An 18,702-nucleotide genomic window follows, 5' to 3' on the forward strand; every position below is an offset into this window, starting at 1 on the left:
CTTTCATACCATTTCATTAAGCACTTGATGTCGGATCAGAAATAAAAAATCGTAATTCATTTGGAAAATTTTCAATTTCAGATTATATACCTTCTAAAACAAAAAATTCAAACAATAGAACCTAAACTAATGTTTGAAGTTATGGCTTTATTTTTTTCTTATTATTCACTTTAAAATCTTTTTATAATAATATCGAAAAATACGGTATAATATAAATTACTGTTCTTTAGGAGGATCACAATGGCTGATAAGTATAAATTTTTTATTCTCATTGTTACCGCATTTTTTTCATTCTTTTCTTTAATAAAAGATTTCCACAACACTTCAAAAAGTTTCTTTTGGGGTAGTTTTATCATTCTTACAAGCTTCATGATACTATTAATACATGCTCTAGATTTAACTCAAATACTTTTTTATCCAAAGCAAATTGCGCTTGAATTTATTACAATACCACGTAAATTATTTCTACCATCTGTCACTGAGGCCGCCAGTTTCCCTCCAACACTAAGATAATAATTTGATTAAGAGCTCTTTCTAAAAGAGCTCTCTTTTTTAACCTAAACATACCATATACAAAATCCAACCTTAACCACTTAATTACTTATAAGAACCTAACTTATAAAACGCATAATAATTATACTTATTTACTAGTATACAAGCCGTATCTCTTAGTAGAAGCACAGCATAATATACGATACAGGACAAAACTTTCAAAAAACTTGTCTAAGTTAATTCTCAAAAAGGGGTGAATATAGATGCCTATCGTTAAACCTTTTATAGCCGGAAGACGATTTGTAAGTACAGCCGCAACAGGAACTGCTGCTGGTGCAGATTTAACTTTTGCTAACACAGACTTCACTGATGACACTGGTGCTGTAACAACATTCCCTGCTTCTTATGCCTTTTTAACACTTTATATTAATGGTGTTATTCAAACAGGTGATACTATTACTGGTGTGACTACTACAGCTGCTACTATTGTAGGAGGAGCTGTCCTAGATGGAGGCACTCCTATCGCAATTGAATTTACTATAACGTAAATTTAGTTGTCTTTTTAGAGGTTTCTTTAAAAGAAACCTCTAATTTTAAAAATTCACATCAATTTTAGTAGCAACTACATAATACAGTGCACATACTAGATAGAATGATAGAAATTTATACTCACTCTCAAAAAGAGCACTTATCTATAGTGATCTTTTATATAGCGCAATAATTTTTCACCTATTTGCTCTTGGAGAACCGACTAAGCAGTTAGCTAAATTAGCTAACTGCTTTTTCCATATAGTATTTATTATTATTCATAGCTTTATCTGTAATAGTAATGCTTGTGCACTATCTACTATAAATTTTCATATATTGTATTATGCTTGTCCAAAATGTGAAGTTAATACTCACGAAATCTAAATACAAGAAAGGAGTGAAAATATGCGCTCATCCATTCGTAAATTCGCTAATTTTAATTGTGAAGCACAAGCACCTAGTACACTACCTGCCCTAGGTTTTGCCTTCAATGCTACTTCACCTCAATTTGCAACATTATTTACACCAATACTATTACCTAGTACAGGCCCAAACCCTAACATTACTGTCCCTGTAATCAATGATACAATTAGTACTGGAACTGGTATTAAAATTCAGGTAGCTGGTATTTATCAAATTAGCTATACATTAACGATTAGCCTTGATAACGTTCCATTAGCCCCGGAAGCAGCACGCTTTTTCTTGACATTAAATTCATCGACTAATGTTATTGCAGGATCCGGAACCGCAGTCCGTTCTAATATTATCGGAACTGGTGAAGTTGATGTATCAAGTGGTGTCATTCTAATTAACTTAAACCCTGGTGATTTAATTCAAATTGTCCCCGTTGAAGTAATAGGTACAGTAGATATTCGTTCTGCAGCGTTAACAGTTTCGCAAATTCGTTAATAAAGTGAAACTTTAATCAGCCCTCACCAATCGGGCTTTTACGGGCAGTCCGGCCCCCACCTAACTTCTTTGCTTCCGCTGAATTTTAAGGTTCGATTTTATGATTTACGTTATTATACACATGCTACGCTACTTTTGAAACAAGGTATACATCCAAAGACTGTAAGTGAACACTTCAGTTATAAAGATATGTTCATAACATTAAATCGCTATTCACATGTTTTGCCTGGAATACAGGAGGATGCTGTTAAAATATGTAGTGAAAGACCATTTGAATAGTAATATTTACAAATATAAAAAATGCGGTTTCTCCTCTCAAGAGAAACCGCAACATATCAATGCTTTTACTATATTTTAAACTGACTCGTATACAAATCAAAATAGAATCCTTTATCTTTCATAAGAGATTCATGATTCCCTCTTTCTAAAATTCTTCCATCCTTTATAACAAGGATTTGATCTGCTTTTTCAATTGTTTTAAGTCGATGGGCGATCACAAAACTTGTGCGACCTCTCATTAAATTATTTAGTCCTGCTTGTATTTGTAATTCTGTTCTTGTATCAATATTAGATGTCGCTTCATCGAGAATTAATATATCTGCATCTGCTAAAATTGCTCGTGCAATCGCAAGAAGTTGTTTTTGCCCTTGACTTAAATTCGATCCTTCTGAAGTAATTTCTGTTTCATATTGATTTGGCAAATGCTTAATAAAAGAATGTGCAGATGCTGCCTTAGCTGCAGTGATAACTTCTTCATCAGTAGCATCTAAGCGTCCATAACGGATATTATCCATAATCGAACCAGCAAATAAATACGTATCCTGTAAAACTACTCCTATTTTACTTCGTAAAGAATTAATATCATAATCTTTTATATCTTTTCCATCAATATGAATTTGTCCTTGCTGTATATCGTAAAAGCGAGTTAACAAATTAATGATTGTTGTTTTCCCTGATCCAGTCGGACCAACTAAAGCAATTGTCTCTCCTGGCTGCGCTTTAAGACTCACTTCTTTTAAAATCGTTTTATTTTCTGCGTAGCCAAATGAAACATTCTCAAGTGCAACATGCCCTTGTAAATTTTGTACAACGAATGCGTCTTTTTTATTTTGAATTTCTGGTACCTCATCCATAATTTCAAAAACACGTTCTCCACCAGCAACTGCCGCTTGAATTGTATTCATTAAAGTCGCAAATTGACTTAGCGGTCTTGAGAATTGACGAGAATAATTAATAAAAGCCGCAATAACTCCTACTGTTGTCATTCCGTTTAAAACCATAACTGATCCAGTCCCAATGACAAGCCCCATACCTAAGTTATTAATAAAGTTCATACTTGGAAAAATAAAAGCTGAAAATGTATCAGCCTTCGTAGCTGAAACTCTTAGCTGTTCATTAATTTTATTGAAATTTTGTACAGTTTCTTTTTCTTTTCCGTACAACGTTGTAACATCCGCACCTGTAATTGCTTCCTCAATAAATCCATTTAATTCACCTAAATCTTTTTGACGCTTCGCAAAGTTTTTACCACTATATGCAACTAGTTTTTTTGTAACGTAAAACATAATAGGTACTGTAATTAAAGTTACAATTGCTAAAATCCAATTTAAGGCGAACATTGCAATCGTTACACCTATAAAAGTTAACGCTGATGAAATGATTTGTACAACACTTTGTGTCAAAGCTTGATTCAAATTATCTATATCATTTGTCACACGGCTCATTAAATCACCTTGGGAACGCACATCAAAGAACCGTAAAGAAAGCGTTTGGATTTTCTCAAAAATATCTTGTCGTATTTTTTGAATTGTTTTTAATGCAACGTTAATCATGACAAATGTTTGTAACCATGTTAAAAGTACAGTTACACCGTAAATCACGATAAGTAACATACACATTCTTGCTGTACCACTTAAATCTTTCGGTACAATATATTGATCTATAATGACTCCCATAAAATAGGGACCTAATAATCCAAGTAATGTAGTAACAACGACTAGAAATATAACAAACATAAGAGCAGCTTTTTGATAGCCCATATAGTTCCATACCCGCATTACAGTTCCTTGAGCATTTTTAGCTTTTCCCATCTTTGGGGTGTTTCGTCCACCTTTATTAGCAAATTGCCCTTGAAAATTACGCATGTTCTTCCCCACCTTCTTTATCCAAATTACCACCTTGGGAAAGATAAATTTCCTGATAAACCTCACTTTGTTCTAACAATTGTTCATGTGTACCATTGCCAACTAATTCACCATTATCTAATACAAGTATTTTATCCGCATCCATTATGGAAGAAATTTTGGACGCAATTAATAAAGTTGTTGTGCCTTTATATTTTGTTTTTAAAGCTATTTGAATAGTAGCCTCTGATTTTGCATCAACTGCTGATGTAGAATCATCTAATATGAGAATCGGTGGCTTTCTCACAAGTGCCCTTGCAATTGATACACGTTGTTTTTGTCCACCTGATAGATTTGTCGCGCCTTGTGTTAAATTATATTGATAAGATTCTTCCAGCTTATTGATAAACTCAGTCGCACAAGCTGATGCAGCTGCTACTTCCAGCTCGTCATGTGTTGCATCTTCTTTACCATAACGTAAATTTTCTTCTATACTGCCTGAGAACAACAACGCCTTCTGAGGTACAAACCCTATTGAAGCACGGAGTTTTTGCAAATCATATTTTTTAACATCTATTCCATCTATACATATTTCACCATGATCCACATCATATAGACGTGGTAACAGTTTCGCTAAGGTAGATTTACCACTTCCAGTTGATCCAATAATCCCTACTTTTTCACCTTTTTGTATGCTAAACGAAATATCTTTTAAAACGTATTCATTATTTTTCGTATAGCTATAACTAACATTTTTAAATTCGATATTCCCCTCGATTTTCTCAGGTTCGATTGCATTCGCTTCGCTTATAATATCAACCTCGGTATTTAACACTTGCTGTACACGATCCGCAGATGGAAAAGCTCGCGCAATTTGAATAAATACCATGCTAATCGACATAAGTGACATTAAAATGATATTCAAGTAATTAATAAATGCCAAAATCGCTCCTACTTGAAGCGTTCCATCAAATACTTTTTCTCCACCAATCCATAATGTTGCGACAATCCCGCCACTTACAACTAGCATAATGATTGGCATCATTAAAGAAATAAGTTGCACAGCTCGAATATTTATCTTCGTTAAATTTGTATTTACACTTCCAAATTGAGCGATTTCGTATTTTTGTCTTACATACGCTTTTATAACACGCACACCAGATAAATTTTCTTGTAACTTTGTATTCACTTTGTCCAATGCCTCTTGCACCTTTTTAAATGTACCACTTGCTTTACTTGCAATTAAAATAATCGCAAGTAATAAAATCGGAACAACTACAAGTAATATTGGAAATAACTCTCGCGCTGTTACAAAAACAATAATTATACTTCCGATAAATAACAGCGGACCACGAACGAGAACACGTAATGTCATCGTCATTGCCGATTGAATGGAAGTGATATCATTCGTCACGATCGTTAATAATTTACCTGTTCCAAATGAATCACGATTATTACTAGAAAATGTTTCTATTTTCGCAAACACATCTTTTCGTATGTCTGTAGCGAAATTAACAGCTGCTTTTGTAGAATACATCATACACCCAAGCCCTCCAACTAAACCGAGTGCTGCTGCTCCTATCATAAGAAGCCCCATTTTTATTACATAATTTAAATCCCGATTTGCAATCCCAACATCAATGATATGTTGCATAATAGTCGGTTGAATTAAGTCCATCGCAACCTCAAGTACCATAAATAGCGGCCCAATAATAGCGAAGAACATGTATGGTTTTAAATACTGTAATAACTTACGAAATGATTTCATACATAATCTCCTTTTCCCATGAAATTACCACTGAATAATTCATATCCCTCCTTATTTAAGCGATATATTTTGTAATTTCTTCATTACTTCTATTATATTATGTAAATTAATATTTAACATTATTAAATGATAAGTATTAATGACTTTCTGGTCAATAAATGTGCTTTATATTATGTAAATACAAAAACCGCATTCTTAATGAAAAGAATACGGTTTTTCATCTATATTTCTTCAATTGTAAAATGTAAAAACTCAGTCTCAAATCCCTTATTTTTAGAAGGACTACACGTGTAAAAACCTATTTTAACAGGCTCCTTCCCTATATCCTCCATTAAATGAGCGATTCTTATTTGTTCCCATTGATGGCTCTTTTTCACATATATTGTATAATCACCGCTTTTTCGAATAATTCGAAAACGAAGTTGTTGCTTAGCTGCTTCAGTTGGATAATCTTGCGTTGACCAGTCAGAATATCCATTATTCGTTACGACAGCACCTAAGTGAGATGGCCCTTCAGGGATATATTCTAAAGATGTTTTTAGCCAACAGTTCTCCGAAATCATAACAAAAAGACCTGCTTGATCGAATTTTGAATTTGGATTCATACGTAACTGAACTTCCGCTTGAAAGTCTGTCATCATCTCATTATAAAATACATGACCATTCATTACTTCAAAACCATAATGTGTTTTAAGCCAAAAATCAGTTTCTGCTTTCGAACGGACAATAAACGCATGATTATCATTAATTTTATAGTATTCAGGTACATTCATTATAGTGAGTTGCTCAATATGTTCTGGTATATACGATATATTCATAGCTCCTCCATAATAAAGCATTTATATAGACATTTAAAACTCCGCTAATACTGGGAATTTATAACCTTTAAAATCTAACTCTTTATCACTTCGAACCATTAAATACTTGCTAGACTGTACTTCTGTAAACTGTACATCCTCAACCCCTAATTGATCTGGAGAAAAATAAAATTCGATTTCAGTAAACCTTTCATTGATTTCTCCACATAATTCATCTAAAACCGGAAGTACTGGCGCAAATACTCCAAATAATTTCAACTTTTCATTGTCTACTTCATAAACGATTAGAGCATCTAGTTTCTCTGAATAATACAATTTCTCATTCCATTCCGAATCATACATATTCAAATAAAATGAAGGATGGAAGTTTAAAGTTGAAAAACTATTTGAAAGTCTTTGGCTACTATCAATAATTTCATGTATTAACTGTCTATTCTCTATATTATAGAAATTTAACTTTTTAAGTAGTGAATCGTTATTATTAATATTTTTATCATATGGTATAGTCATCAAATATTCCTGCACAACTTTAAACCCAAATGCTGTATATAGTTCAGGTTTTTCCGTAAACAATAATGCACATTCACATTTCTTATCGATTTCTTCTATCATTTTATCCATTAATTGTGTCATTAGCCCTTGTCTACGAAAATTAGGGTGTGTCATGACTGATTGAATACCCGCCGCATTTATTTTTTCACCATTAATTAATAATGGGAGTGAAAATGCAGCAACATTTGCAATCACTTTATCTTCTTGTAAAAATGATAAAGCTTTATATGTATCATCCCAATACCCTTTATCCGAAAAATCATTCAATGTTTGAGTTGTAATTCCAAACACTTCTTCAAATAAAGGAAATAACTGCTCTCTTTTCGGTTCTTCTATTAGAAGACTTACCAATTTTTCAACATTCCCCATGTTGTACCTCCAAATGTTAAATTCCATTAAATTAGATATACTTATATGACCTACTCTTAAAAATAGAGGTCTTACCAATCAATATACTATCATAAAACATAAAAAAAAAGTCTAATTAATTTTATGTTTCGACTATTTGAAAATAAGTCGAATAAAAAAATATTAAGATTTTCGGATATTAATTAGTTTATTTTATAAAAATAGCGCTTTCTAATTAGCTTTTACTAATAGAAATACACTATTTATAATAAAATATTTTTATTCTTTTATCCCTTCAAGTCTTTCCTTCGTATTAATTTCTTCTCCACTTATACGCTTTTCAAAAGACTTTCTCCAACTATTTGAAAGTGCATTTACTTCTAATATCCTTTTTATCCCTTCAATATTTTGTTTTTCCTTATGCATAATACGGTTAGCGAATGCTACTGAAACACCTTTTGGATCAGACTGTAGTCTTTTTAAGGTGTCGACTGATGATACCCATCCTTCTTTTAATACACGAAAATAAAATCCTGTATATCCTGTTTCTTGAAAATATAGTGGTAACTTTGGAATATTATATTTTTTTGCTAATTTAAAACAAGGTTGCCTTGGTTGTGTTACCTGTACGATTGCCTGTCCTAGCTCAAATGTATCACCAATACAAACATCCTCTTCGCTCATACCACTAACTGTTATATTTTCTCCGAAAGCCCCATATACAAGATCTTGATTCAATTCTTTTTCCCAGTATGGATAGTGATCACCAGTATAAACACAAACTGCTTTATCTACTCCTCCATGATGAACTAAATCAGCTTGTCCATCCCCATTAAATTTTACAAAGGATAAATATACCGGTTCCTTTACTTGTTTCTTATTTATGCCTGTATGAACTACCTTTCCACCGTATGTAACCTCTTTTGGTAATCCTATATTTAAAGATAATAATTGATATTCATTAGCCATTCTATTTCCTCCTTTAAAGGTGTTACATGTATTTTCTCTCAATTAATTTTTACAACCCTCTCTGTTATATAAAAATGATTATAAAACCTCTAAAATCATTGTTCAATTCAATTATTTATATAATAATGATAGGTATAACCTATTATTATACTTGAGGTGATTCCAATCGAATTACGACAACTTGAATACTTTTTAGCTGTTTCAAAAGAATTACATTTCACAAAAGCAGCTGAGAAATTAAATATTTCACAGCCTTCTCTAAGTCAACAAATACGTGCATTAGAGCATGAAGTAGGAATGCCACTTTTCGATCGAATTGGTAAAAAAATATCTTTAACTGAAGCAGGGAAGATTTTATTATCACATAGTAAAACCATTTTTCATGAAGTCGAACAAGCTCGTTCAGCTATTCAAGACCTAAACGGATTACAGCAAGGTTCCTTAACAATAGGGGCTTTGTTAACCGTCGTAAATTATTTACTACCAACAGCTATTTTAAATTTTAATAATTTATATCCTAATATAGAGCTTTCTGTATTAGGGCTTCGTACAGGAGATATTCGTGAAAAATTATTACGAAACGAACTAGATATTGGAATTACATTTCTCCCGGTGCAAGATAAAGAGATTATCTCCATCCCTCTATACAAAAGCGATCTTACATTGGTCGTGCCCACTGGTCATCGATTAGCTGAACGTAATCATGTATCTATTGCTGAATTACAGAACTACCCTTTAATTCTTTTGCCTAAAAATTTCTTTTTAACCGAACTAATTACATCTCATTGTCAAAAGTTAAACTTTAAACCAAGGCCAATTTTAGAAATTAGTACGATGGAATCTTTAATCCAAATGGTTTCCAAAGGAATGGGAATTACAGTGTTATCCAAACCATATATAGACTTTTTACAAAATAAAAACATTCAAGCTATTAAAATAGAAAACCCTACTCCAATAATTGAAATAGGGCTAATTTATAGAAAAGATAAATATATGTGTGCTGCAACTCGAGAATTTATTGAGCAACTAAAAATCACAGTACGTTCTTTCCAAAACTAAACAAAAGAGATTATCCTATGAAACCGTTTCACAACGATCTAGTAGAATAATCTCTTTTCAAAATAAAGTAAACATTATATTTAACTCTTATAAACTTTAATGTACCTTTTTAGATATTGGAATATATTTAGTAAAATATGCACCAACTAGCCATAATACAATTGAAAATAACCAAGTGAAAAGAAGCAAATAGAAGTTACCGCACTGTTCAATCCTTTTATCCCAGACTTTTTTCTCTTTTGATAAGCAATATACATCGCAATGACAAGAAAAAAGATAAGAACAAATGGTAACATAACTTTTAGTATTGATAATCCCTCCAGTATAAATGCACTCTTTACATCACCATCTTATCCCATTTATCTTTTAGGTATCAATTCATTCTTATCTTCCTTCCAAAAGTCAGTATAAGTTTTATTTTTAAAGTTCACGTTCACCTCAGAAAACGGCATATTTCCTCCAACTTTCAATGAATACCAGTCGTTTAAAAGTGGTGATCCGAAACAAATCTTCATTGTACGATCATGTAAATCGAATAATACAGAATGTAAAGTTCCAAACCATTCTTCATAGTTATGCACAGTAAGTCCAGCAGGATATTCTTCTTCTACTAACTTTTTTAAAGACTCTATGCTTACTTGTTCACATCTATTTAAATGCTCATGTAAAAGGTGATATCTCTTTGTTGATTGTTCTAATTTCCTATTATTTAATTTCTGAATTGATGAACTAACTGCATGGTTTGTTGATACAATAAAAGCTTGTTTTTCACCATCAATCGTTATTGTGGATTTATGACCGTCAAATATTTCAATATATGCTGCATTTAAAGGATCAGCTATTATTAAATTAATATTACTAGCAATTGGGATTTCTTCTATTAGTAACTTAGCTTCCTGCACATTTTTACATTTCTCCAACAACAATCGAATTACCGCAAAACATTGTAAACCACTCACCATTGGCTTTCTTAAACCTGCAATATTTCCTACTGGTTGACCACATGCTGAAAATGTAACAGCTAATCCATGCTCGTTTATCCCTTCCGTTCGGCCAAAATATTGAGTAGAAAAGCCACTATGTGCATACGCACCTTCAACATGAGTTGAACAAAAACGCATATCATCTATTACTGGTGACAAATCATAATTCCTTAATACATATGTGTGCTCTAAATCGGTCTTTTTAGGTAATACTGCACAATGACTACAACCTGCTTTCAATAGTGTTTGATAGTAATACATCATATTTTTTGAAGGAATTTTTAACACTTCACAAAACCCCTCAATTTCTTCATTTATGCCTGGACAATGTTTGTTTAGTATATTTCTCGATTCTGTCCAATGGTTATTAGATATTACATTTTCTTCGTGTATAAATTGCGGGATAAGATACGGATTTTGTTTCACGAATTCCCCTTGTTGCTTTCCAATCTCATAATAACTTCCTTTTAATGATGAAAAATACCCCTTTACTTGATACATCAAACTCCCCCTCACATTGGATATATCCATATCGTACCAAATGGATTTCATTCATCCTTGATGTTTTTTACTATCTTTCTTTAACACCATCCCATTTTAATATCTCCACTAATAATTATTTACTAGACAATTAAAGTTTTGTTAATATTGCTGTAATAGCTTTATTTCAAAATAAAGTAGTTTGGATATCAAATGAGCAAAATACTTTGTTAAACCCACTTATAAGCAATCATCTAATTCATGAAATCAAAAAACTTATTTATCAAAATAAAAGGAGAATTTATGTATGAGTAGTTGCAAACCAATTGATAAATTAACTATTGAGGACCTAAAACAAAACCCCATTTGGGAATGGGCAATAGATGAAGAGGAAAACGAAGAACATGACGAAACATGGGTAAAACCAGCGGCAACTACTAATTTTACAGAAGAATTAAACGGTTCAATCGTACTAGGCGAATTATTCTTACATAATGGTGAAAAATTCCCTATGATGTGTGAAATTGATATTGAAGGTGACGAGGCCGTAATTCGTTCTGTTGTTTATTATAAGGAAGCAAAAAATGAGTATATTGCTATAGAAGATATTGTGAAAACGGTCGAAATGCCGTTATCGATTATTATTAATCTTACAATTCATGCAGAATCCAAAACCTTACGCTTCACTGCACATAAAGTAGATATTTATAAAAATTCAATAACGACTAATTTTAATTAAAGTTGGCCGAAATAAAGAAAACAATTATGAAATACAAACTGGGGAATCATTAACGATTCCCCAGTTTTTTAAACTATATTAAAGTATCCCCTTTTCCACTAAAGTCTCTGCGATTTGAACTGAATTCCAAGCCGCACCTTTTAATAGGTTATCGGAAACAATCCAGAGGTGAAATCCGTTTGGCGTATCAGGATCTTTACGTATTCTTCCGACAAATGTATCTATTTTCCCTTCTGCATATAATGGCATTGGATACAGCTGTTCACTAGGGTTATCCTGCAAAATAACACCTGGTGCATCCATTAGTATTTCCTTGATTTCCGCAACGCTTGCTTCTTTTTCCAGTTCTATATAAACCGATTCTGAATGCCCCGATACAACTGGAACACGTACACAAGTAGCTGCCATTTTCAGGTTTTCATCTTCTAATATTTTCTTCGTTTCTTGAATCATTTTGACTTCTTCAAAAGTAAAATCATTGTCTGTAAATACATCTACTTGAGGCAGTACATTAAATGCTATTGGATAATGTTTTTTATCTTTTTTCACCGGTAATATATCACTCTTCACTTCTTCACCTGCAAGTATAGACTTAGCCTGCTCTCGTAATTCATGAATCGCATGAATGCCAGAACCCGATACAGCTTGATATGTTGAAACGATAATTCTTTCTAAACCAAATGATTTTCGAATCGGCTGAAGTGCTGTTACCATCTGTAATGCTGAACAATTTGGAACTGCAATGATACCTTTATGCTGTTTTAAAGTGTGCGCATTCACTTCCGGAACAACGAGCGGTACACCTTGTGCCATTCGGTACTCACTTGTGTTATCAATTACAATCGCACCACTAGAAACTGCATGAGTTACAAATTGTCTAGATACTTCTCCCCCAGCGCTAAAAAAGGCAATATCTACACCTTCAAAGCTAGTTGTTTTTGCCTCTTGTATAATTATCTCTCGTCCTTTGAATCTTACTTTCTTACCAGCGGATCGTTTTGACGAAAGCAATGTAACTTCAACTATATTAAACTTCATTTCATTCTCTAACAGTTCAATAATTTTTTGCCCTACCGCACCTGTAGCCCCAACAACAGCTACATGATAGCCCTTTTTGATCATCTTTTCTCCTCCAATATCACCTGAATGAATATTTCTACAATTTCATTTTATACAGAATTTAATCATTTGGAAAATTAAAATACATGATATAATCATTCACAAATCATGATAATAAAAGAGGGATCGCTTATGGAAATGAGACATGTTAAAACATTTTGCGCCATTGTGAAGTATGGTAATTTTTCTAAAGCTGCGCACGCGCTAGGTTATGCGCAATCTACTGTTACAGCACATATGAAAGCTTTAGAGAACGATTTACATATTCCTCTTTTCGATCGGTTAGGGAAAAAAGTGCTACTTACAAAAGCAGGTCATCAATTTCATCCTTATGCATTAGAATTACTTTCAATATATGAAAAAGCGCAAGAAATCCCCCAAAATACAGATTATTTAGAAGGTACATTAAGTATTACATCTAATGAATCATTAGCGGTATACCGATTACCACAATTATTACGTACTTACAAACAGAAAAATCCGAAAGTAAATATCGTACTTGAAACAAACACAAATGAACAAGCATTACAAAAATTACGTGAAGGAGAAACAGACGTTGTCTTCATAATTGGAGAAAGTATAGAACATAATGATTTTATTACGCGTACTTTTAGTAATGAAACATTTGGATGGATTTTACCAGCTTATTCCGCTGCACATACAAATCCATTCCAGTTATTACAGGAAACTCAGTTCATTTTTACAGAACAAAGTTGCGGCTATAGGACAATGGTAGATCGTTTTTTACGTCAAAGCGGAAATATTCCAGCTAAAACATTTGAAACTTCCAATGTTGAAGTCATTAAACAATCCGTCATGTGTGAGTTAGGCATTTCAATTCTTCCTTATATCGTTGTACAGGAAAGTTGTCAAAAAGAACAACTATGTTTTCAGCCTATCGAAACTCCATCCGTTATTCAAAGTCATGTAATCTATCATAAATCCAGATGGATTTCCCCGGTGTTACAGTCGTTTCTTTCCTTACTTGAACGAGATTAAGATATTAAGAAGTACATATAAAAAGAGTAATTGCCTAATAAGCAATTACTCTCTTACATTAATTAGTATATTATTTATTAGTCTGTCCGCCACCTGCAATTAATTTACTCCCTGAATATGTACCTTTGTTCATAAACACTTGATTAATTAATTCTTTTTGCTCAGCTTCCGACATTACTCCTTTTCCTTCTCCTAAATTCCCACTTTGTAATTTCCAAATCTTATTGTGATCTGCATCAACTTTTTCATATTTTCCTTGTTTCCATCGTTCTAAAATTTCTACATATGTACTTCCCTGTACAAGATCATTACTCTTTACAATATCAATTAAGCTTTCAATCCGCTCTTGTGTAATAAAAATATAGCCCCATTTTTGATCAGCTTTCGCTTTTTGATGTGCCATTTCATGTAATGCTGTCTGTATGTTCTCATCTGTCCATTTAAAATTTTTATTAAAACCACTATTCGGCAATGAATAATTGCCATTTTCTAAAAGCTTTGCATTTTCTGCTTTTACGTTACTATCAGCTAGTACTTCTACTGCTGGAGCAGCTGGTGATGCCTTTTTCGCAGCTGTTTTACTATTATTTAAATAATGCAGCATACCATATGTTAAACCTACTCCGATTACCGCCATACCAACTAGAATACCGATTATTTTAAATAGTGTTTTCATCGCGCTTGTTTCCTCCCAAATATCTCTGTTCTGACTACCTAATTATTTTTTATATAAAAACTGTTACTTCATTTAAAATATCGCATCCCATCCCCTATCATATTATTTATATATACTTTCTCATATTGTATTTCTTTTTCTTTAAAATTGAAAGATTATTCTGTTAAATATTGAAAGTATTCTACAAATTTTTCCTTTATATTTATAAAGAAGCAAAAAAACAACGAGCGCGTTCTACAACACTCGTTGTTTTTACTTTATGCACGATTTTCTTTTAACCACTTCGTAATAGCATCTAACCTCGAAACATCAAAACGTCTTTCTTCACAAACATTTAAACTGTTTAAATTATTTACAATTTCTATTTCATTCGATTTTACACTTTTCGCCTCAATTAATTTACAATACCCATCTGTAACAGTATTTAAATTTTCATAATAACGCTGAAACGATTTTGATATATGTAAATGTTTTTCAAAGTTTCTCCTTCTTTTCGTTTCATCATATACTTTCCGCTTTCTAAGTTCTTCATCGTTCGTATATAAATAAAAATATTGATCCGGAAAACCAATTTCCCTATTTACCATCTTTTCTTTATAAAAATTTTCTATTAAAGATAATGGCTGATTAAATATATCAAAATGAAAACACCAATTATAACTAAGTGGTTGATATATATCCCCATCAAGTATTACGAATTCATATTGCTCCGACTTCTGAACAGCTATATTCCAACGCTCAACTTGTTTTTCAAAATACCATGTTCTATGTTCATTTTTTGGCCTTTCAAATAAAGAATTCACTTCAGGTATTATATAAGCACCATAATTCTTTTCTAATTCACGGCACGTGGTACTTTTACCAACAGCGCTTGCTCCCTCAAATGCTATTATCCCCATAGTTTCTCCCTCTTTCATTAACTAAAATTTCGTTGTTTCACTTTTCTTCCCCATAACTTTCTCCATAAAACAATTGAAGCAATAGCGAGCATGATTGTTGTAATGATACTACCTTCAATTCCGAACGTGCCTCCATGAAGGAATTCGGGGCCATTTGTTGCAGGTTTAAATAGCGGAGTTGAATATATGGTCATCCCGCTAACTGCAAAACCGTAGACGTTATATTGTGCCCAATTCCAAATGGAATGCCATGCGCAAATCCCCCACAGACTACTGTCTTTTAAAACGTAAAAAGCTGCAAATACACCAACTAATATTATATTCGATATTGAAAGAATTGTAATACCTGGATTAAGTAAATGAAGAAAACCAAATAAGAAAGATGTCACAACAATCCCAACCCATATACGACTTCTAACAGAAAGAACCGGGAATAACCAACCTCGTACAATAATTTCTTCCGTTGCCCCTTGTATTAAAAATGCAACTAAAGAACCTACAATACCCAATATAGCGGTTACTGTAATTTTTTGTATTTGTAATGTTACAACTCCTGCTAATAGGAGTAAAATTACTGGTATTGAAATGAAAACAAATCCTATTAATGTACCTCTCAAATATTTTCTTATCCATTGATTTCTCCAAAAACCAATGGATGAAAATGATCTTTTCTCTACAAATCTAATCCATAAAAACACAAAAAATATTGCGCCGCCAAACGTTAATATCATCTCAATGTCGCTATAAATCGCCTTCATAAAAGTTGTTTCTGCTTTCGGTAAAATCAGCATAAACAACATAAATAATTCACCTAAAGTTAAAAATATAATCGCGAGTATGACAGCAAAAACAGGATGAACTTTTCTTCTTCCTTCTTTTGCTGCTTCAATTATTTTAAATTGTTTATTTTGCAATATTCTATCCTCCTAATTATGGTACTCATCAGCAATATTAAAATAATATTTAGCCTTTTATTTAAACTTATTTTTTCATATAAATGATTTTTGTTTGGAATAAATTCAAATTAGGAATAATATATAAATAAAAGAGATGCCTTTGTGCCTTTACTATTATCACCCAGATTAGTCAGTGGTATTACCAGCACTTGCTATTTCCCACCATTTGTTGTAAGATAGTAATTAAGGTCAATTTAACAGTATATTTTCTTTGCATATTATCAAGTATCAATCAGGGACATTTTGTACTCCTTATGGGTTTTTGATAATATGTGAACTTTTATTTTCATTCAAATAAGGCCGATCATATTGTAATTTTTCTACTTTTAGGAGGCATTACCATGACATTAACAGGTAAAGTAAAATGGTTTAACAGCGAAAAAGGTTTCGGTTTCATCGAAGTTGCAGACGGTAACGACGTATTCGTTCACTTCTCAGCTATCACTGGCGACGGCTTCAAGTCTCTTGACGAAGGTCAAGAAGTTAGCTTCGAAGTTGAAGAAGGTAACCGCGGACCTCAAGCTAAAAACGTTGTAAAGCTATAATTCAAACAATAAAAAGGTTGTTACCAGCAAGGTTAACAACCTTTTTAATATATAACTAAAATTTTTTACATAAAAGGAGTGGTTACATGTATCGCAATCGAAAGAACGATGTAGCAGAAGTACCACCAGAACAAACCCCTGTTTGGGAATGTGAATCAGAGGATTGTTTAGGATGGATGAGAAAGAACTTTTCATTTGAAGAAGAGCCTAAATGCCCTTTATGTAAAAGTAGCATGAAAAGCGGAGAACGTTTATTACCTAAATTAGGTTAATTTATAATAAAAAAACCTCTTTTAATTAAGAGGTTTTTTTTATTATAAATTTATGTCCTCAATATCAGTTCGCACTATAGAATACAATAATGCATCGTGTTGCTTATTTCCTTGATGAATATATCCGCGCAATAGACCTTCCTTTTGAAAGCCGATTTTAGATAACATTCTACAAGAAGTAACATTTTCAGGATATGTAATAGCTCCAATTCTAAACAAACCCAAATCTTTAAACCCATAATCAATAATTTCTCGAGCCGCTTCTGACGCATAACCATTTCCCCAATAACGAGGATGCAGGTCATATCCAATCTCAGATCGTTTACTCCATAATTGTAAATTGTTTAGTCCAATTGTTCCTATTAAAACGTTCGTTTCTTTTAACACAATTCCCCATCGTATTGCCTTTTTCTCAAAGTAATTTTTCGAAAAAGATTCGATCATACGTGAAGCTTGTCCAAACTCCGTAAAAGAATTCATACCGTAATAACACGTTACTTCATCCAATGAAAAGATTTCATATATTTTTTGACAATAAGATTGTTCTATTTCAACTAAACGTAAGCGTTCTGTTTCTAATATAGGAAATGCCATAGGATCACTCCTTTCTCTCTACTCATTCATTATATCAGAAAAAATATTTATAATTACTAAAGTCCTTATTGTTCCATAAATCAAACATTTCTAATGACGCATTCCCTCTTTATTCTATATACACGAATTGGATACCTTCTGATTACTACTCAAACATTACGCTATAATTTCCATAAATCGAATTTCAAATTATCAAGAACTGTAAAAAAATTGTTTCTTCATTTTCTCCTTCCAAACAACCACCCTACCCCATACATTTATGGTAAAATATAGTTAATATATTATTTTATTGTGGAGGTGTAAATTTCCTATGTATATATTCATCGGCTTATCCCTCTTACTCATATTACTTATTTTTTTATTCGCAAAAAAATTCACACCAAACTCTTTCATGATGACTAACTTTAAAGGCAATAGCTTTAAGACATTTTCAATCGGTATTTTAATCGCTGCCATACTCTCACTTTCATATGGAACTTATCATGCAGTAACATATCAACCTAGTTATTTAGATATTAAATTAAAAAATCAAAACTACACTGTTTTCGGTAATGTAGGCGAATTCGGTTATTTCTCCGAAGAATTATTAAAAAAAGATACAGAAGTTCAACTATATTTCGTCTCTTGGAAAAAAATGCAGTTAAAAAATCCGGTAATACTTATAGAATATCCTTCAGGAAAACAAGAAACATGGAAGCCAAATATCGTATTAATACCGATAAGTAAATTACAAGAAAAACATGATATAAAAGATATTTATCAACTATCACCGTATTCATTTAAAGAATCTGGAGAAATAACATTAACAATAAAAGAAAACAATGTAAAAAACAATAAAATTTCCATTCAAATAAAATAAATAAAAACTGTTCCT

20 protein-coding genes and 1 pseudogene are annotated in these 18,702 nt (G+C 32.3%); 9 read left to right on the forward strand and 12 right to left on the reverse strand.

The window, feature by feature from the left end; translation table 11 throughout:
- The first annotated feature begins 240 nt into the window (after nt 1-240).
- From DN400_RS28500 to exsF, 3 genes are all read left to right on the forward strand, one after another.
- On the forward strand, nt 241-513 hold the full coding sequence (locus tag DN400_RS28500) for a hypothetical protein (protein ID WP_025117749.1): 273 nt from the start codon (nt 241-243) through the stop codon (nt 511-513).
- Between the two features lie 242 nt (nt 514-755).
- Nucleotides 756-1,040 carry a DUF4183 domain-containing protein gene (locus tag DN400_RS28505; protein ID WP_001123247.1) on the forward strand — a complete coding sequence of 95 codons (285 nt, stop codon included), beginning with the start codon at nt 756-758 and terminating at the stop codon, nt 1,038-1,040.
- A 385-nt stretch (nt 1,041-1,425) separates the two neighbouring features.
- Nucleotides 1,426-1,929 carry an exosporium protein ExsF gene (exsF, locus tag DN400_RS28510; RefSeq protein ID WP_147802091.1) on the forward strand — a complete coding sequence of 168 codons (504 nt, stop codon included), beginning with the start codon at nt 1,426-1,428 and terminating at the stop codon, nt 1,927-1,929.
- Between the two features lie 347 nt (nt 1,930-2,276).
- On the opposite strand, the gene DN400_RS28520 is transcribed toward exsF, so the two are convergent.
- The 5 genes from DN400_RS28520 to DN400_RS28540 form a co-directional block, all read right to left on the reverse strand.
- Entirely contained in the window at nt 2,277-4,073 is a 1,797-nt protein-coding gene (locus tag DN400_RS28520) for an ABC transporter ATP-binding protein (protein WP_147802092.1), read from the reverse strand.
- On the reverse strand, nt 4,066-5,820 hold the full coding sequence (locus DN400_RS28525; RefSeq protein ID WP_147802093.1) for an ABC transporter ATP-binding protein: 1,755 nt from the start codon (nt 5,818-5,820) through the stop codon (nt 4,066-4,068). Before DN400_RS28525 ends, DN400_RS28520 begins: the two co-directional genes overlap by 8 nt.
- 221 nt (nt 5,821-6,041) lie before the next feature.
- A complete protein-coding gene (locus DN400_RS28530) occupies nt 6,042-6,638 on the reverse strand; it encodes a DUF1349 domain-containing protein (protein ID WP_001027676.1) in 597 nt (198 codons plus the stop codon).
- Between the two features lie 33 nt (nt 6,639-6,671).
- The gene (locus tag DN400_RS28535) at nt 6,672-7,559 is read right to left on the reverse strand and encodes a GNAT family N-acetyltransferase (protein WP_000528680.1); all 888 of its coding nucleotides are present in this window, start codon (nt 7,557-7,559) and stop codon (nt 6,672-6,674) included.
- Between the two features lie 258 nt (nt 7,560-7,817).
- Nucleotides 7,818-8,507 (reverse strand): MOSC domain-containing protein, encoded by a 690-nt coding sequence (locus tag DN400_RS28540; RefSeq protein ID WP_065228815.1) that lies wholly within the window; start codon nt 8,505-8,507, stop codon nt 7,818-7,820.
- Between the two features lie 156 nt (nt 8,508-8,663).
- On the opposite strand from DN400_RS28540, the gene DN400_RS28545 reads away from it, so the two are divergent.
- Nucleotides 8,664-9,566, forward strand: a complete 903-nt coding sequence (locus DN400_RS28545; protein ID WP_097846495.1) for a LysR family transcriptional regulator — start codon at nt 8,664-8,666, stop codon at nt 9,564-9,566.
- A 96-nt stretch (nt 9,567-9,662) separates the two neighbouring features.
- Here DN400_RS28545 and DN400_RS28550 read toward each other — a convergent pair.
- Nucleotides 9,663-9,874: pseudogene (locus tag DN400_RS28550) on the reverse strand (hypothetical protein).
- Nucleotides 9,875-9,925: 51 nt separating this feature from the next.
- Nucleotides 9,926-11,050: a C45 family autoproteolytic acyltransferase/hydrolase gene (locus tag DN400_RS28555; RefSeq protein WP_000285229.1), complete on the reverse strand. Its 1,125-nt coding sequence runs from the start codon at nt 11,048-11,050 to the stop codon at nt 9,926-9,928.
- Nucleotides 11,051-11,336: 286 nt separating this feature from the next.
- Between DN400_RS28555 and DN400_RS28560 the strand changes: the two genes are divergently transcribed.
- Nucleotides 11,337-11,768 (forward strand): hypothetical protein, encoded by a 432-nt coding sequence (locus DN400_RS28560; protein WP_000093107.1) that lies wholly within the window; start codon nt 11,337-11,339, stop codon nt 11,766-11,768.
- 78 nt (nt 11,769-11,846) lie between these two features.
- Here DN400_RS28560 and DN400_RS28565 read toward each other — a convergent pair whose 3' ends face one another.
- Entirely contained in the window at nt 11,847-12,890 is a 1,044-nt protein-coding gene (locus DN400_RS28565; protein WP_000591711.1) for an aspartate-semialdehyde dehydrogenase, read from the reverse strand.
- Nucleotides 12,891-13,019: 129 nt separating this feature from the next.
- Between DN400_RS28565 and DN400_RS28570 the strand changes: the two genes are divergently transcribed.
- Nucleotides 13,020-13,886, forward strand: a complete 867-nt coding sequence (locus tag DN400_RS28570) for a LysR family transcriptional regulator (RefSeq protein ID WP_000425898.1) — start codon at nt 13,020-13,022, stop codon at nt 13,884-13,886.
- Between the two features lie 70 nt (nt 13,887-13,956).
- Here the strand turns inward: DN400_RS28570 and DN400_RS28575 are convergent, their stop codons facing one another.
- The 3 genes from DN400_RS28575 to DN400_RS28585 all read right to left on the reverse strand — a co-directional run bounded on the left by DN400_RS28575 (nt 13,957) and on the right by DN400_RS28585 (nt 16,375).
- Entirely contained in the window at nt 13,957-14,562 is a 606-nt protein-coding gene (locus DN400_RS28575) for a PRK06770 family protein (protein WP_147802094.1), read from the reverse strand.
- 257 nt (nt 14,563-14,819) lie between these two features.
- Entirely contained in the window at nt 14,820-15,479 is a 660-nt protein-coding gene (locus DN400_RS28580) for a nucleoside/nucleotide kinase family protein (RefSeq protein ID WP_025117739.1), read from the reverse strand.
- Nucleotides 15,479-16,375 (reverse strand): CPBP family intramembrane glutamic endopeptidase, encoded by an 897-nt coding sequence (locus DN400_RS28585; RefSeq protein WP_001180191.1) that lies wholly within the window; start codon nt 16,373-16,375, stop codon nt 15,479-15,481. Before DN400_RS28585 ends, DN400_RS28580 begins: the two co-directional genes overlap by 1 nt.
- Before the next feature lie 383 nt (nt 16,376-16,758).
- Between DN400_RS28585 and cspD the strand changes: the two genes are divergently transcribed.
- Nucleotides 16,759-16,962, forward strand: coding sequence for a cold-shock protein CspD (cspD, locus tag DN400_RS28590; RefSeq protein ID WP_000176366.1), 204 nt, complete (start codon nt 16,759-16,761; stop codon nt 16,960-16,962).
- Between the two features lie 86 nt (nt 16,963-17,048).
- Nucleotides 17,049-17,234, forward strand: coding sequence for a cold-shock protein (locus DN400_RS28595; RefSeq protein WP_000286203.1), 186 nt, complete (start codon nt 17,049-17,051; stop codon nt 17,232-17,234).
- Nucleotides 17,235-17,276: 42 nt separating this feature from the next.
- Here the strand turns inward: DN400_RS28595 and DN400_RS28600 are convergent, their stop codons facing one another.
- Nucleotides 17,277-17,828 (reverse strand): GNAT family N-acetyltransferase, encoded by a 552-nt coding sequence (locus DN400_RS28600; protein ID WP_000885398.1) that lies wholly within the window; start codon nt 17,826-17,828, stop codon nt 17,277-17,279.
- A 310-nt stretch (nt 17,829-18,138) separates the two neighbouring features.
- Between DN400_RS28600 and DN400_RS28605 the strand changes: the two genes are divergently transcribed.
- The gene (locus tag DN400_RS28605) at nt 18,139-18,687 is read left to right on the forward strand and encodes a hypothetical protein (protein ID WP_000275232.1); all 549 of its coding nucleotides are present in this window, start codon (nt 18,139-18,141) and stop codon (nt 18,685-18,687) included.
- Nucleotides 18,688-18,702 lie beyond the last annotated feature (15 nt).

The organism is Bacillus sp. AR8-1, from assembly GCF_008042345.1.
Classification (GTDB): Bacteria; Bacillota; Bacilli; order Bacillales; family Bacillaceae_G; genus Bacillus_A; species Bacillus_A cereus.